The 14,982-nt window shown below is 42.0% G+C and carries 13 protein-coding genes; 5 read left to right on the top strand and 8 right to left on the bottom strand.

Annotated features, from left to right (window positions below):
* The 6 genes from NF859_RS01615 to NF859_RS01590 form a co-directional block, all read right to left on the bottom strand.
* Positions 1-501: ABC transporter ATP-binding protein (locus tag NF859_RS01615; RefSeq protein WP_252742705.1), on the bottom strand; the 501-nt coding region annotated here is incomplete at its 3' end.
* A 74-nt stretch (positions 502-575) separates the two neighbouring features.
* A complete protein-coding gene (locus NF859_RS01610) occupies positions 576-4,607 on the bottom strand; it encodes a glucodextranase DOMON-like domain-containing protein (protein ID WP_252742704.1) in 4,032 nt (1,343 codons plus the stop codon).
* 10 nt (positions 4,608-4,617) lie between these two features.
* Complete coding sequence (locus tag NF859_RS01605; protein ID WP_252742703.1) at positions 4,618-5,961, bottom strand: ABC transporter permease subunit; 1,344 nt, start codon at positions 5,959-5,961, stop codon at positions 4,618-4,620.
* A complete protein-coding gene (locus tag NF859_RS01600) occupies positions 5,958-6,860 on the bottom strand; it encodes a carbohydrate ABC transporter permease (RefSeq protein ID WP_252742702.1) in 903 nt (300 codons plus the stop codon). The genes NF859_RS01605 and NF859_RS01600 overlap by 4 nt, the downstream gene beginning before the upstream one ends.
* A gap of 50 nt (positions 6,861-6,910) precedes the next feature.
* A complete protein-coding gene (locus NF859_RS01595) occupies positions 6,911-8,230 on the bottom strand; it encodes an extracellular solute-binding protein (protein ID WP_252742701.1) in 1,320 nt (439 codons plus the stop codon).
* Between the two features lie 126 nt (positions 8,231-8,356).
* Positions 8,357-10,324 carry an alpha amylase N-terminal ig-like domain-containing protein gene (locus NF859_RS01590; protein WP_252742700.1) on the bottom strand — a complete coding sequence of 656 codons (1,968 nt, stop codon included), beginning with the start codon at positions 10,322-10,324 and terminating at the stop codon, positions 8,357-8,359.
* Positions 10,325-10,408: 84 nt separating this feature from the next.
* Between NF859_RS01590 and trmBL1 the strand changes: the two genes are divergently transcribed.
* From trmBL1 to NF859_RS01575, 3 genes are all read left to right on the top strand, one after another.
* Positions 10,409-11,434 carry an HTH-type sugar sensing transcriptional regulator TrmBL1 gene (gene trmBL1 / locus NF859_RS01585; RefSeq protein ID WP_252742699.1) on the top strand — a complete coding sequence of 342 codons (1,026 nt, stop codon included), beginning with the start codon at positions 10,409-10,411 and terminating at the stop codon, positions 11,432-11,434.
* 19 nt (positions 11,435-11,453) lie between these two features.
* Positions 11,454-12,821 carry a glycogen/starch synthase gene (locus NF859_RS01580; protein WP_252742698.1) on the top strand — a complete coding sequence of 456 codons (1,368 nt, stop codon included), beginning with the start codon at positions 11,454-11,456 and terminating at the stop codon, positions 12,819-12,821.
* Positions 12,822-12,923: 102 nt separating this feature from the next.
* Positions 12,924-13,376, top strand: a complete 453-nt coding sequence (locus tag NF859_RS01575) for an HIT family protein (RefSeq protein WP_252742697.1) — start codon at positions 12,924-12,926, stop codon at positions 13,374-13,376.
* Here NF859_RS01575 and NF859_RS01570 read toward each other — a convergent pair.
* Positions 13,359-14,111 (bottom strand): YbaK/EbsC family protein, encoded by a 753-nt coding sequence (locus NF859_RS01570; protein ID WP_252742696.1) that lies wholly within the window; start codon positions 14,109-14,111, stop codon positions 13,359-13,361. The two genes, NF859_RS01575 and NF859_RS01570, sit on opposite strands and share 18 nt — an antisense overlap.
* Positions 14,101-14,388 (bottom strand): hypothetical protein, encoded by a 288-nt coding sequence (locus NF859_RS01565; protein WP_252742695.1) that lies wholly within the window; start codon positions 14,386-14,388, stop codon positions 14,101-14,103. The genes NF859_RS01570 and NF859_RS01565 overlap by 11 nt, the downstream gene beginning before the upstream one ends.
* A 71-nt stretch (positions 14,389-14,459) precedes the next feature.
* Between NF859_RS01565 and NF859_RS01560 the strand changes: the two genes are divergently transcribed.
* Positions 14,460-14,717, top strand: coding sequence for a hypothetical protein (locus tag NF859_RS01560; protein WP_252742694.1), 258 nt, complete (start codon positions 14,460-14,462; stop codon positions 14,715-14,717).
* A 5-nt stretch (positions 14,718-14,722) separates the two neighbouring features.
* Positions 14,723-14,980 carry a hypothetical protein gene (locus NF859_RS01555; protein ID WP_252742693.1) on the top strand — a complete coding sequence of 86 codons (258 nt, stop codon included), beginning with the start codon at positions 14,723-14,725 and terminating at the stop codon, positions 14,978-14,980.
* The last annotated feature ends 2 nt before the right edge of the window (positions 14,981-14,982 follow it).

The raw sequence follows: 14,982 nt of genomic DNA, 5'->3' as shown, positions 1-14,982 counted from the left end.
CAAAGGCTCATCCATCAAAAACACCTGCGGCTTCCTAACAATCGCCCTACCCAACGCAACACGCTGCCTCTGCCCGCCCGAAAGCTCCCTCGGCTTCCTATTCAAAAGCTCAGTCAAACCGAGTAATTCAGCAACCTCCCTAACACGCTGGTCAATTTCTTGCTTCGGAACCTTCCTGAGCTTTAACGGAAAAGCAATATTATCATAAACAGTCATATGCGGGTACAACGCATAACTCTGAAAAACCATCGCAATATCCCTATCCTTCGGCGGCACGAAAATTCCCTTTTCCGGGTCTGCGACAAGCTTATCGCCAATATAAATCTGCCCCCTACTCGGCTCCTCCAGCCCAGCAATCATCCTGAGCGTTGTTGTTTTCCCACAACCACTCGGGCCCAAAAGAATCATAAACTCCCCATCCTTAACCTCCAAACTCATCTCCCTAACAGCAGTAACCTCCCCAAACACCTTCCAAACATCCACAAGCCTAACACCAGCCATAAAAATCACCCCCATGATTTCAATTTTTATTATCTTTTAAATGATGAAGAGATTATAAAGAGAAAAAGGAAAGCTCACCTCCTCTTTCTTCTTAGGAGTAGTGGGATTAGTGCTAGTCCTACGAGTGCTGCTGGTCCGCAGATTCCTCCGGTTGCCGTTGGGCTCGGAGAGCTTGTTGGGCTTGGTGAAGAAGTCGGACTTGGAGAGCTTGTTGAACTTGGAGATACAGTTGAAGAAGTCTCGCTTGGTGTTGGACTTTCAGTCTCAGTGGGGGTCTCGGTTTCACTTGGCTTTTCTTCAACTCCGAACAGAGGTATCATCTTTACTATTGCTCTCTTTCCGTTCTCTGCATCATAACTGCTTAATTGCTCTTCTTGTGTTGGCTTAAAGCCCTCTGGGACTAAAAGATCATAGACCCTTGGCGCTACACCGGCTATAACAGCGTCAGCTGGAGCTCCTCCACCCTTCCATTCTTCTGCATCAACTGCAACAGGCCTCCACTTATCAGGCCCATAACCATCTTGGGAGCCCACTAATATCGCTCCATATAGCCCATAGTCTTTGCTAATCTCAAGATACTTCTTTGGAACCTCTACTACAATTGCATTCTTAACAGGATCCGCTGAGATTTTCATTTCACCTTGATAGCTCGTCCCGTCTGGGAGAACAATGATGTTTCCATAGTCCCAACCTGCTATTCTAAGGGCTACATCCCATGGATGTTCTGGATCAAGATCTACATTGCTTCCAGGACCATCTGGGAACATTTTAATCGCTGAACTGTTGCCCCCTTCCTTGAAGTCAAAATAGGCTTCAATTATCTGCAAGCTGAAGCCATTAGGACCGTTCCAAGGATTATCCCCAAGATCTGCAAAGTAGAATTCCAGAGTGTAAGTCTCTCCGCTGTCGAGCATCCTGAACTTAAGTAAGTCTAGGTGTCCGGGAACAAAGACCTTGTTGGTGGCATAGGTATAAGTTCCAGGACCATGATCATCTCCTTGTATGTCGTTAACCTCCACTATTACGTTAGTGGCCGTTGTTACTGGTACCATCTTTACTATTGCCCTTTTTCCGTTCTCTGCATCATAACTGCTTAATTGCTCTTCTTGAGTGGGTTTAAAGCCCTCTGGAACTAGGAGATCATAAACTCTCGGTGCAACTCCAGCAATAACTGCATTAACGTCAGCTCCGCCACCCTTCCACTCTTCTGCATCAACTGCAACAGGCCTCCACTTATCAGGCCCATAACCATCCTGAGAACCAACAAGTACAGCCATGTATTCCGGTACTTTTGGAAGGTATTTCTTCGGAACTTCTACTACAATGGCGTTTCTAGCTGGGTCAGCTGAGATCTTCATTTCTCCCTGATAACTTGTTCCATCAGGGAGAACAATGATGTTTCCATAGTCCCATCCGGCAACTCTAATTGCCAAATCCCACGGGTGTTCCGGATCAAGGTCTACGTTGCTTCCAGGCCCATCAGGGAACATTTTGATTGCTGATGTATTTCCTCCCTCTTTGAAATCAAAGTATGCCTCAATTATCTGCAAACTGAACCCATTTGGCCCATTCCATGGGTTATCCCCAAGATCCTTGAAGTAGTACTCAAAGACGTATGAACTTGGCTTTTCGAGGATTCTCACCTTAAGCAAGTCTAGGTGTCCAGGAACGAAAACCTTGTTAGTGGCATAGGTGTAAGTTCCAGGACCATGATCATCCCCTTCAACGTCCTTGATCTCTGCAACTACAATCCCCTCAACCTGCTTTGGAAGTTTTACTTCTATCGGGGTCGTTATTATTTCAAGCTCTCCTTGATCATTGACCGTAGAGACAGCGAAGTAGAAGTCAGAGGGACTGTCCAGGTAGTCAAACGGAACGATAACCTCAACTCCTCCGTCGGTTTCTTTTACATCTACTTCTCCAGCTTTTTCGCTGTTTTCATAGTCTGTTGCCTTGTAAACCTCTGTTTTGCCTCCTTTCACAACTATATGTTTGGTTATCATAAGACCAACACTATCTTTGCTGAATGGGAAGATATCGTATCTTAGTTCACTTGGTTTGGTCTGAAGAAGAGTAAATGTGTTACCCATGACCTTTCCGGGCTCAAAGATGCTTATTTCGAACTCTTTTGTAGTTTTAACAACAAAATGTAATCCCTGCTCATCAAAGTAGAGCTCTACTCCATCAGCAAGAGGTGATAAGCTCGACCAGCTCTTTTTCTCCCCTTCTGGTAATCCTGTGAGCTCTCTTATTGCATATGGCTCTCCGTTGGGGAAATAATTTCCGAAGAGATAGCTCGGAATTTCCAGTCCAGCGAACCTATACATCTCATAGAGGTACGTCTTAAGATAGCGATCAAATGTATAGTCCTGCCCGCTGTCTTGATCACTTCCGTACCACCAGAACCAATCACTTGCCTCTGCTCTCAAGAGGTATTCGTATGCAGTGTCCCAGTCGGCAACTTTATCCTTATTCTCAAATAATGCTTTTCTTCCCAAGTAGAGCCAGTACCATCCCAAGTTCTCTTGGGGCTCACCAATCCATGTCGAAAGTGTTCCATCAACCCAACTGGATTCTGGCCATTGCATATTCTCTTCAACACCAGCCATGTCATAAAGCTCGCCGAGGCTTTGAGCTTTTAATAGGGCATTAACTCTCTCTTCTGTTGTGAAATCAAGCCTCTTCATAAGCTTTGGAGTGAGTTTGTTTGCCTTGTCTCCATACATCTGGATGTATTCACTCGGGGTTACCGTCCTTATTAAGCCCTGCTTTTGAAGTTCAGTAAGCTTCTTGTACAGCTCCTCAAGGAATATCTTGCCATCAAACGGGTAGTGTTCCCATGGGTTCTCCCCATCAAGGGTTACAACATAAACAAGGCTTCCATCGTAGTTCTCTTTTTGTACCTTGAGAAGCTCATTAACGAAGTCTTCAACCGCCTGGTACTGGTTCATTCCCGAATACCTAAACCCTACCCTATCGCTTAAGTCATGGTTTCTTGGGAAGAGATAGATTTTCTTGCCGTTAAATTCAGCTACCCAAGGCTTGTAATAATTCTCAACCGTGTTGGGGATTCCAAGAATGTCAAGAACCATCTGATCAGTCATTACCCACTTCCATCCATTGTTAGCTAATATCTCAAGGGTCTTGTCATTTAATGCACTTTCTGCAGCCCATCCTCCTTGAGGTTCAACCCTATTATCTCCAAGATACTTCTTATAGAGCTCGTGGGCTTTCTTTACATGGGCATCAAAATCCTCGTACCATCCAAAGTCGTTGAGCAGTGGACCAATTGGATGAGCATATGGCACTACAGTAACTTCAACATTTCCGTTTCCAAGGAGGTAGTTTATCTTCTCATGTTCTTCAAACGTGTGATTGAGAAGCCACATCTGGTGTTTTAGGACAGTTGCTACATCTTCCCTGGTGTACCCGCCTACATCAACTTTGTCGTAAAGTGCCTTAAGCTCTGGAGTGTTGATTATGTAGTTATAGTCAATCCAAGCCAAGTTGAACAAGACAGCTAAATCAATGTAATCCTGCTCTGTGAATTCAGCCGTTATTTTCACCTTCTGCTCATTTAAAGGTAAGTTTGCATACTTTTTAAACGCATTATTTCTTTTGTCCTTGAGCTCTGTATATCTCTCCCATTGTTTCCTGTAAGGGTTGCCGTTTTCATCCGCAACAGGTTCTCCATTCCAAGGTATAGTATGATCAAAAAAGCCTCCCGGAGCTTGAAGCATGAACCATTTGTCTTCAAGTGTTAGTGGTTCCCCATTTGCTATTTTCTCCGTGACTATCTGATAGGTATCTTTTTTACCGTTCATGTAGTCGGCAAGCTGGGCAATTAAAGAACCTGACAAATCTATAGCAACATGCACATCTGGGTATTTGCTGAGATAGTTTGCCATCTTCCAGTAATTATTGGCTGCATGCAGCCTAACCCAAGGTCTGGTATAGATATCTTGGACTGGATCGTAGTAGTACGGTTGGTGCTGATGCCACACAATAATAACGTTCAATGGCTTTGGCTCCTCTGCCTTCACTCCTACTTCAGCAATGCTCAAGGCAACTAAAAATATGAAAAACATTGCCAAACCTTTTTTCATTTCTATCACCTCATTCCTTTAATCCTCCAAGAGTAAGCCCACTTCTCACATAGTTTTGGGCCAAGAGGAACATTATAAACACGGGTAACGCAAATATCAACGCAGCCGCGGCAAATTGGTTCCATGAGATAGACCTCAAATTCGCTAGCATTGTGTATAACCATACAGTTAGAGGATAGTTCTCTTGGTTAAGGAGCAAGTTAGCGAGTATAAGCTCTGTCCAACCTCCAATGAATGCGAATATCGCCACTGTTGCCAATCCGGGGAGAGCCATTGGAATAAGCACGTGTCTTATAATCTGCAGGTATCCCGCACCATCAACCAATGCTGCTTCGTCAAAATCCGGAGGAATTGAATCCAAGTAGGACTTTAAGAGCCATGTGTTAAACGGCACTCCACCAGCGGCGTAGATTACTGGCAAAACAAAGATGTTATTGGTCAAGTGGAGCTTCACTAACATACCGTACAGTGCAACCAATCCTGCTATCCCTAGTCCTCCTGCGACCTGAGTGAACATCAAGTAAAAATATAGGACGTGCTCTCTCCCAAAGAACTTAAGTCTTGAAAATGCATATGCAGAGGGTATCACAAATAAGAGCGTCAAGATAACGGTGAGACTGGCTATTAGTAGACTTCTCTTCATGTAATCTGGGACTTCTCCACCTACTTTTGCTAAGCGAATAAATGCAAAGTTAGTCGCGGTGAATGTTGCCTCCTCAGCTGTTATTATTCCCCCGTCTTTTATCTCCATTTCCACGTTCTGGGCTTCATAGGTGTTTTCATCAATTTTGGTGAACTTTGAGAGATCTAAAGGCACTTCATTGGGAGAACTGACAGTTATTATCACCTTTTGTGCAGATACTTTAAGGTTTTTAACACCGCCGGTACTTTCAATCTGATTGGCATTTAGTTTTATCGATTCACCTCTGACAATAATTTGAGTCCCATCGGGTTCTTGTCTCTCCTCTCCACCTTTTCTTTCGAGTATTTCTGTATCTATCAAGGTGAACCTACTCGAATAACTTCCTACAATCCTAGCTTCATGAAGTTCTATCTCATATCTGTTTAGGGAATCCTTTATAGTTCCTTTTTTAGCATTTATTTCAAAGTTTGTTGTTTTTATCAGCCCTTCTGTATGACCAAAAAGTAGATCGCGGTAATTGGAGAAAGTCACTTTATCTGGAATTAGATCAATTTCAGTAGTAGCAAGGGCTCCTGAGGGTTTAACAGAGAGCATTGCCATGTAGTACACTGGGAAGAGCAGAATTGCCAAAACAAAAAGAGCCAATAGAGTAAGCGCAAATGACTTTAATAACTCATCTTTTCGCTTGGGCAGTTCAATTTTAAGTTTCATCCCTTAACTCCCTCCTGCAGTCTTGTTATTCTCATGTTGACGAACATGTAAACTGCGAGGACTATTGTTGCTATGAGCAAAATAGCCGCTGCCCTTCCGTAGTGAGGAACCGAACTGCCGAAAGCTTTTCTATATCCATAAAGGAGCAGAAATCTGTCTTCAAAAAGACCTGCGTTGTAAATGAAGGGGACAAGGAAGTACTGAAAGCTTGCCGCGGAAGTTAGAATTGTGGCAAAAGCAATTGGCTTACTGACAATTGGAATAATCACCTTTGTCAATCTCTGCCAATAGCTTGCTCCATCAATAATCGCTGCTTCAATGAGTGTGTCCGGAACACTTTGGAGAGCTGAAGTTATTACCGTCATCATAAAAGGATAGGCAAGCCACACTTCAATTATGTTTAAAGCAACAAAACCCCAAGTTACACTCGTCATCCAGTCTGGCGGGTTTGATATTCCTAGATTCCTTAATATTATATTAATCGGACCAACAACAGGATCAAACATAAAGCGCCATACCATCACGGAAAAAAGCAGAGGCAGTGCCCACGGAATTATCAAAAGGGCTCTATAGAAAAACTTGCCCTTTACGTATTTGTTATTATACAGAACACTCAAAAGAATCCCAATAACGACTTTTAAAGTCACACTAGTTGCCACAAAAACCCAAGTCCACACAAAAGCAGATCTAAACTTTGGATCACTTAACGCCCATCTAAAGTTTTCCAACCCGACAAACCTTAACGGTTCGGCAGTAGGAGCCTGTATTGGGAAATTACCTAGTTTGGCATTTGTGAACGCAATATAAATAGAGTACAAGATTGGATAGATGTTAAAAAACAAGAACGCTATCATGCCGGGCAATATTAAAGCGAGAGCGGCAATTGTTTTTTTGTCCATTTACTAACACCTCCGAGAATTAGAGAGTATAGAAAGAAAAAGAAAAAACACTAACCACCACTAAGGGCATCGAGTATTTCTTTCTGTGCGTCTTGAAGTGCTTGCTCGATTGTTTTCTTCCCAGCGATTATGTCCGTGATTGCAGTTCCAACCGGACCCCAAACGGCACCCATCTCTGGGCTCTTTGGCATTGGAATTGCGTATTGGACTGCTTGACCAAAGCCGTAAAGAACTGGGTCATTTTGAATCTCTGGGTCGTTAAGGACTTCGGTAAGTACTGGGATGTAACCGTTTTGGAGGGAGAGAGTCTTTATAACGTCTGGGTTTGTTGTGAACCACTTGAGGAACGTCCATATGGCATCTTTCTTGCTTGGGTCGCTGAGCTTTGCAACGTAAATAAGCCTAACACCACCGTATGGGTGAGGCCTGTGCTTATCATCAATAGGTGGAAGTGGAACTATGCCAAAGTTGATTCCAGCGTTTCTAACGTCTGGAATGCTCCATGGACCGTTAATCATCATTGGAGCCTTTCCATCGTGGAAGAGGCTAACCTGGGCGTTGTAGTCTTGGGTCTTGGCAACATAGGGGAATATTTGCTCAAAGAAGAACTTGAAGCCTTGAAGTGTTTCAGGCTTATCAAGGCCAGGCGTCTTTGTCTTGTCGTCAAAGTAGTAGCCACCGAAGGCATGAACCCACCCTGAAAGGAAGTATGGGTCCATTGGAGTTGCGAGACCGTAAGTACCTTCAGCTTCATTGTAGTACTTTTCCATAATTGCCTTCATTTCGTCAAAGGTCTTTGGTGGGTTTGGAACCATGTCCTTGTTGTAAATTAAAGCTACAGTCTCAGCAGCATAAGGCATCGCATAATAATGCCCACCGTACTCAATAGCATTTTGAGCCATTGGACTGAACTTGTTTAGAATTTCGGGGGTTATGTACTCGTCAATCGGCTCAAGAAGACCTGCCTCAGCAAACTTTCCAATCCAATCATGAGCCCACATGAAAAGGTCGGGCCCTTGTCCAGCGGGAATTGCAGCCTTGAGGGAAGTCTCCAAATCAGCCTTTTGTTCAAGTTGAATATCGATGTTTGGATACTCAATCTCAAACTCGGCAATCAAATCTTCAAAGGCCTTGAGCTCATTCGGACCAATTGCATGCCATATAACGATTGTTACTTTCTTCTCTTCTGTTGTTGTGGTTGTTGTCTGAGTAGGAGAGCTTGTGGTTGTTTGGGTTGGGGAACTTGTGGTTGTGGTTTGTGTTGTTTGTGTGGGGCTTGAAGTAGTCCCCCCACCACCAATACACCCACTTGCAACAACCCCGATTGCCAGCACTCCAATCAACAATAAAGCAAATAGTGCCTTCTTCATGCATATTCACCTCAGTTGAATATTTCAAATTTAGTATCATCCTCAGTGATATATATACCTTACGCTTTGATGCCCATACAATGACAGGTGTTCTGAATGAGACACCAATGAAAAAATTTGGAATTCTCAAGAGAGACGACCAACAAAAAATGAAAATGGTTTTAGGACAGAGTCCTCTAAGTCTCCCAATAACAGTTCATCAGGCGGTTTTTTAATAGGAACAGTGTTTTCTGAATAGTTTATTCCGATTAAAAGCCTCTCTTCTCCATGTATTCGTTCATAAAGTAACAGCCCTTCCCGAAATTCTATAGGTTTAAATGCCCCAACCTGTAGTGCCTTACTGCCCTTTCTCAACTGTATAAGCTTTTTCATGAGGGATAATACTTCCCAGTCCCATTTTTCCTTGTTCCATTCCATAGGTACCCTTGAACGCTCCATAAAGGGGGCCTCTATATTTCTCATCCCAATTTCATCACCATAGTAAATAGACGGAACCCCCTTGTACGTGAAAAGAAAAACCAAGGCGCAGAGATATTTTCTCTTGTCTCCGAGCAGGCTAAGCATTCTATCCACATCATGGTTATCTAAGAAATTGTACATCACGTACTCGGCAGGGCCGTAGTAAAAGCTTAAAAGCTCAAGCCAGTTCAAGAACTGCTCTGCGTTTATTTCCCTTGTCACAAAAAATCTCAAAATTGCCTCATACAATGGATAGTTCATGGTTCCATGGAACTTGTTGAATATCCACAACCTAGCATCGTCCATCACTTCTCCAACTAGATACACATTATTGGGCAACTTTTCTTTAATTTCTTCCCATACTTCAGGTGGAACTCCATGAGCAACATCCAACCTCCAGCCATCGGCGCCTTTCTTGATCCAGTACTCCACTATATTCCTAATGAATTCTCTTACTCCTTTGCTGTCGTGGTTTAAACGAGGCATTAGCCATACAGAATAAAAGCTCTCGTAGTTCCATTTAAGGGATTTAAGCCGCCTATATTTTTCATCCCATGGGAGTTTCGAGTTTAAAATCTCGAAAAACTCCTCTGGAACAACTGGAAAACTGATTATACGATAAAAATCTTTGTACTTACTGTTTTTCCCATTTTTCACTACATCTTGAAAGTAGGGATGAAAAAAGCTAGTATGATGAAAAACTCCATCTAAAATAAGCTTTATATCCCGTTTCTTCAGCTTTTGCACTAATTTTTCAAAAGCTTCATCTCCCCCGAATTTCCGAGCAACATGATAGTAGTCCACTATGTCATACCCGTGATATGTCATTGACTCGAAGATCGGGGTTAGGTAAAGTGCATTAACACCGAGTTCCTCAATGTAGTTAAGTTTCTCTATAATGCCCTCAAGATCACCGCCGTGGTGAGTGGTAGTTTTAAACTCTATACAATTATGCGAGTCATTCTCTGGATTCCCATTAGCAAAGCGATCGGGCATTATTTGATAAAAGACTCTCTCAAAGATCCATGCAGGTGGCTTAAACCTTTCCTTCTGCTCGTTAAAATCTACCTTAAAGTCTCCATAATCAATAATTTCATCTGCTTCATGAATCTCAAAATAATACTCAAGTCCTTCTTTTCTGGGTAGAACTGCTTCAAAATACTCAAAGAGTTCATCTTGTGCTTTTTTTCTCATTTCATATTTTTGGTCTGAAATTAAAAACACTCTTTTAGCCACTCCCTTCATGGCTCTAAAGCGAATGTATGTTGAGTCTCCCAAAGAATAAGCATAGACCAAAGAGGGATAATGGTAAAATTTCTCTCCCGAGAAGATTTTAGCAACATTAACAGTTTTTTCAAATTTATATGAAAGCCTTCTATACACAGTTTTTTCATTATTTTCAAAATCTAATGTTAAATTCCCATCAACCGAAAATGCATAATACCAAACTCCCTCAGGAAGCTCTACCTTTATATACCATCTATCTCCCTTTTCTTTCATTCTAAAGCTTCCTTCATTAAATGCATTGAAATTTCCTAAAAGGTAAGCATAGGATCCGCGTTTGGGTATGGAGAACTCTGTGATTCCAACCTTTCCAAGGTAGTCATTGTCTTTAAATCCGAAAATTTTATACATGTTAAACACCTCTAATGATTATGTATCACCTTTGATGTTTAAATTGTCGAAAGTGAATATTAAAAATCTTTAGGAGGAGAAAAAATGAGAGAAGAGGAGATAATTAAAATGCTTCAAAAGCTCGGTTTAACAAAATACGAAAGCTTGGCATATATAACTCTTCTAAAACTTGGAACCAGCAAAGCTACAGACCTTACAAAGGAAAGCGGAATCCCTCACACGAGGATATACGACGTGTTGAGCTCTCTTCATAGAAAGGGATTCGTGGACATCATGCACGGAACCCCGAGGATGTACAAGCCCGTGAATCCGGAAATAGTTTTCGAAAGACTCAAAGAAGAGCTTCTAAGCGATATAGAAGCCGTAAAAAATGCCCTCCTTGAACTCTATAAATCCGTACATGGAGAGGACATACCAGAGATATGGACAATCCATGGGTTCGAAAACACTTTGGAGAGGGCGGAGTACATAATAAGAAGCGCAAGAAGGGAAGTATTGATAAACACCCCTTTTGAGTTTTTACGATTGCTCAAAGATGAAATTAAAAAGAGAAAGGATGTCATATTTGTAATTGTAAGCAACTTTGAAGAAATTCCTGAGTGGCTTAACAAGGAGAACGTGATTTTAGCTAAAAGTGGGGGGGCTCCGTGGCTAATGGCAACCTGGATTATAGGAGATGTAGACTACGCGCTCTTTTTTGGAGCCCTCCCAAAGGATAGGAGAAGAGAAAAATTCTATTCCTTCTGGGGCAAATCTCCAAAGTTAATCCAGAACTATATGCACTGGTTCTACACAATGTACTTTGACAACAGTGAAGTCATAAAGCCTGTTGAATATGAAAAACTCAAGAAGCCCTTTGAAATTGCTAATATAAGAACACTCATAACGATTCTCAAACAAGCAGGGCTACCAAGAAAGATAGAAGTCATAGGACATTTTGTTGATACCAGAGAGGAAGCAACGATAAAAGGGCAGGTTGTTGAATATGAGTACACATCTCTCACGGCCAATATAACTATCAGAGATGAAAAAGGAAAAGAGTGGAAAGTTGGAGGACTAGGAAGCTACTTTGAAGACGTTGAAGGAGAGAAGTTCATTTTGTTAGAATAAAAGGAATGGGGGAATCAATGTGAAAATACTAATGCTTGGATTTGAGTACTTGCCAGTAAAAGTTGGGGGGCTTGCGGAAGCTATCACGAGCATTGCAGAAACTTTAGCAAAGCTTAACAACGAAGTCTGGGTCTTTACGCCTTCTCACGGTCATATCGAGGGGAAAAAACTCCTCGAATTTGATATCAATGTCTATGGTGGCAAAGAAAAGGTAACCATATACGAAAGGGTTCAAAACGGCGTTAGAGTATTCGCTCTAAGCAGCAACTTGCTTGACAACAAAGACGTCTATGGACCCGGATGGGAGGGAATGCTTGGCAAAGCCGTGCAGTTTGGAAAGGCAAGTGTTGGTTTGCTGAACTATTTGATAGAGAATGAAGGAAAACCAGATGTATTGCATTTCCATGACTGGCATACAGTCTTTGCTGGAGCTTTAATTAAAAAGTACTTCCAGATTCCAGCAGTCTTTACAATTCACAGGCTCAACAAATCCAAGGTTCCGGCTCATTACTTCCACGAAGCCCATCTCGGTGAGTTAGCCCCTTACCCCGATATAGACCCAGAGTACGTGGGTGCTTATATAGCCGATGTAGTGACGACCGTAAGCAAAAGCTATCTCTGGGAAGAGTGGGGCTTTTACAAGAACTTTGAAGGAAAGGCCACTTATGTATACAATGGGATAGCATGCGACTTCTGGAACGAGGAATTACTGGAAAACAAAGAGCTGCCGAGAGAAGAGAGGAGAAGAAAGATCCTTGAGGGCTTAGGACTGAGCGATGGAATTGCCTTCATGTTCATTGGTAGATTCGACAGAGGACAGAAGGGTGTTGACACACTTTTAAGAGCCATTGAACTTATTGCTCAAAGTTATCCTTCTGAGTTTTCGAAAATGCGCTTCCTAATCATTGGGAAAGGAGATCCCGAGCTTGAAAGCTGGGCTCATTCATTAGGAGCAAAATATCCAGAAAACGTTAAAGTACTTACTCAAATGCTGAAAAGAGAGTTCACAAGGGAGCTCTACGGCAGTGTTGATTTTGTTATAGTGCCTTCCTACTTTGAGCCCTTTGGCTTAGTTCAGATGGAGGCCATGTGCCTAGGAGCAATTCCCATTGGATCAGCTGTTGGTGGAATAAAGGACACTATAATAAGCTTGGATGAAGACGAAGAAAACGCTACCGGATTACTTGTTCCTCCAAGAGATCCAAATGCCCTTGCCCAGGCAATTCTCAGGATGGCTAAGCTCAGAGAAGAGAGTCCCCAGATAATTGAAAAAATGCGCCAGAATGGAAAGAAAAGAACCAATGTCTTTACATGGGAAAATGCCTGCAGAAGGTACATGAGGGCATATAAGAATGACATAGACAAAGCAGTCGAGTTCCTGAAGTAGGGCATCAGCACCGAGATTTGTCCTCATCTCTCGGAAGCGGCCAAGCTCATCATCTGCCACAAATTTTTAATTCTTTTTTCCTTATAACGTTGAGGTGAAAATATGGACTGTCCATTCTGCAAGCCACCTGAAGAAGTTTTGCTCTATGAAAACGAGAATATAAGGATTCTCATAGACTCTTTTCCCGCAAATAAGGGACATCTCCTTATAGTTCCAAAAAGGCATATTGAAGACTGGCGGGAACTTAAAGAAGAAGAGAAGCAAGCCATAATGAAAGGAGTGGAGCTGGCAATTGAAAAGCTAAGTGAAGCTCTAAAGCCGGACGGCTTCAACGTTGGGATAAACCTTGGAGAAGCAGCAGGTCAAACGGTGGCTCACATTCATGTCCATGTGATACCGAGGTATAAAGGAGATACCAATTTTCCACGGGGAGGCATAAGAAAGGCAGTTTTGGACGTTGAAGATGAAAATTTAAGCCTAAAGGAAAAATGGGTCAAAAACAGGCTCACGTTTGAAGAAAAAGAAATCCTGAAGAGGTTATTCACTCACATCTAAAACTTCAGCCTTTTGAAATTCCACGATTTTCTTTGGATTCAACTTGCTTAACCTGTCTATTCTTCCTCCTCCGCCGATTACAAATTCCTTCTCAATAACTCTCCTATCCACCACAGTCTTTATAGGGACTCCCACTGGAGGAACTTCACCGATTTTATAGCCAGTTATCTTTTCTACTTCCTTTGGACTTGCCATTCTGACGTTTCCAAAAATCTTTCTCAGCTTCTCCAAGCTTACCTTCGATTTTCCATCGACTATGACCAAAATGGGTTCGCTTTCATTTACAATGAAAACGAGAGACTTGATAATGTTCTCTGGATCTATACCCAAGAGTTTGACAACCTGTTCCACGGTTTTTACTTCTCCTTTCGGCTCTATAATCTCTCCTCCAAGCTCTTTAACAATCTCTTCTACCCTTATTACTTTTGCAGGGTATTTCTCTTCGTTCTTTTTTAGTTTTCTTTCAACCGCTTTATCCAAGTCAATATTGAGCTCATGTGCGAGAAGAGTGAGGTATATTATTATATCGGCAATCTCATCAGCGATTTTCTCTTTCTTCTTTGGGTCTTTAGTGCTTTGAAGTATCTCTTCGTCGGTTTCCCATTGGAAGTGCTCTAAGAGCTCTCCAACTTCAACAACTAGAGAAATTGCAAGATTTTTCGGAGTATGATACTTTTTCCAAAGGCGTTCATCCCTAAATCTCACAGCTTTTTCCTCAATTTCTTTAAAATTCATGAGTCCTCATCTCCCTTAAAAGTGTCAAGTATTCCAACAACTCTTCCAGTTCTTCCTTTGAAAATTTCTTCTCAGCATCTTCATCCGGTTCAAATGAGGATAAGTAATCCTTTATTTTGTTTAATCTATCCAGCTCATCCTCCAGCTCAAGAGACCTCTTGGTGAACTCCCAAGAAGTGTGGGGGCTCTCAAAAATCCTCTGCTTGTTGCTGACTATAGCTATCTTTACATTCGCTATCGCCTCATCGACTAACTCCAACAGTTCTTTTATCTTCATCTTTCACACCGTTGATAATAATCAAGTAAATTATTTAAAGTTGAGTGTTAAGATTAAAATGGGGAAACCCCATGGACTTCGAATTATTCATGGAAAAATATGGATACAAGATCCTTCTCGGAATAATGTTTGGAGTTGCTTTCTTAGTAGCTGGAGCAGTGTTAATTGTACCCGCATTGCCGGATTTATTAAAAGGAAGATTCTCCGAGGCTGCCCAGATACTGCTATTCATAATATTCCTAGGAATATCCATTGGAGGAATTGTGTATAAGACCCGGCCAACTGTAAGTGGAGTTTTTGGCAGATATTGGTACCGGTGGAAGAGGTGAGATAAATGGATTTTGACCTCTTTATGGAAAGATATGGATACAAAATCCTTCTTGGAATAATGGCAGTAGTTATTATCGGCCTTTTTGCAATACCTGCCCTTGGAATTGCAAGATTAATAAAAACGTATGGACTCGAAGTTGGGCTTATGTTCATCATAGTGGCAGCAGCTTATGGCTTTATAGTGTGGAGAAAATCCTCTGAGGCATATGCAAAAGCCCATGGAAAATACTTCTACGATGATAAATGGTATAAAAAAAGGTAGAA

It is taken from the genome of Thermococcus alcaliphilus (assembly GCF_024054535.1).
Classification (GTDB): Archaea; Methanobacteriota_B; Thermococci; order Thermococcales; family Thermococcaceae; genus Thermococcus_A; species Thermococcus_A alcaliphilus.
The sequence above is the reverse complement of the archived record's forward strand: the minus strand, read 5'-3'. Positions and strand labels throughout refer to the sequence as shown.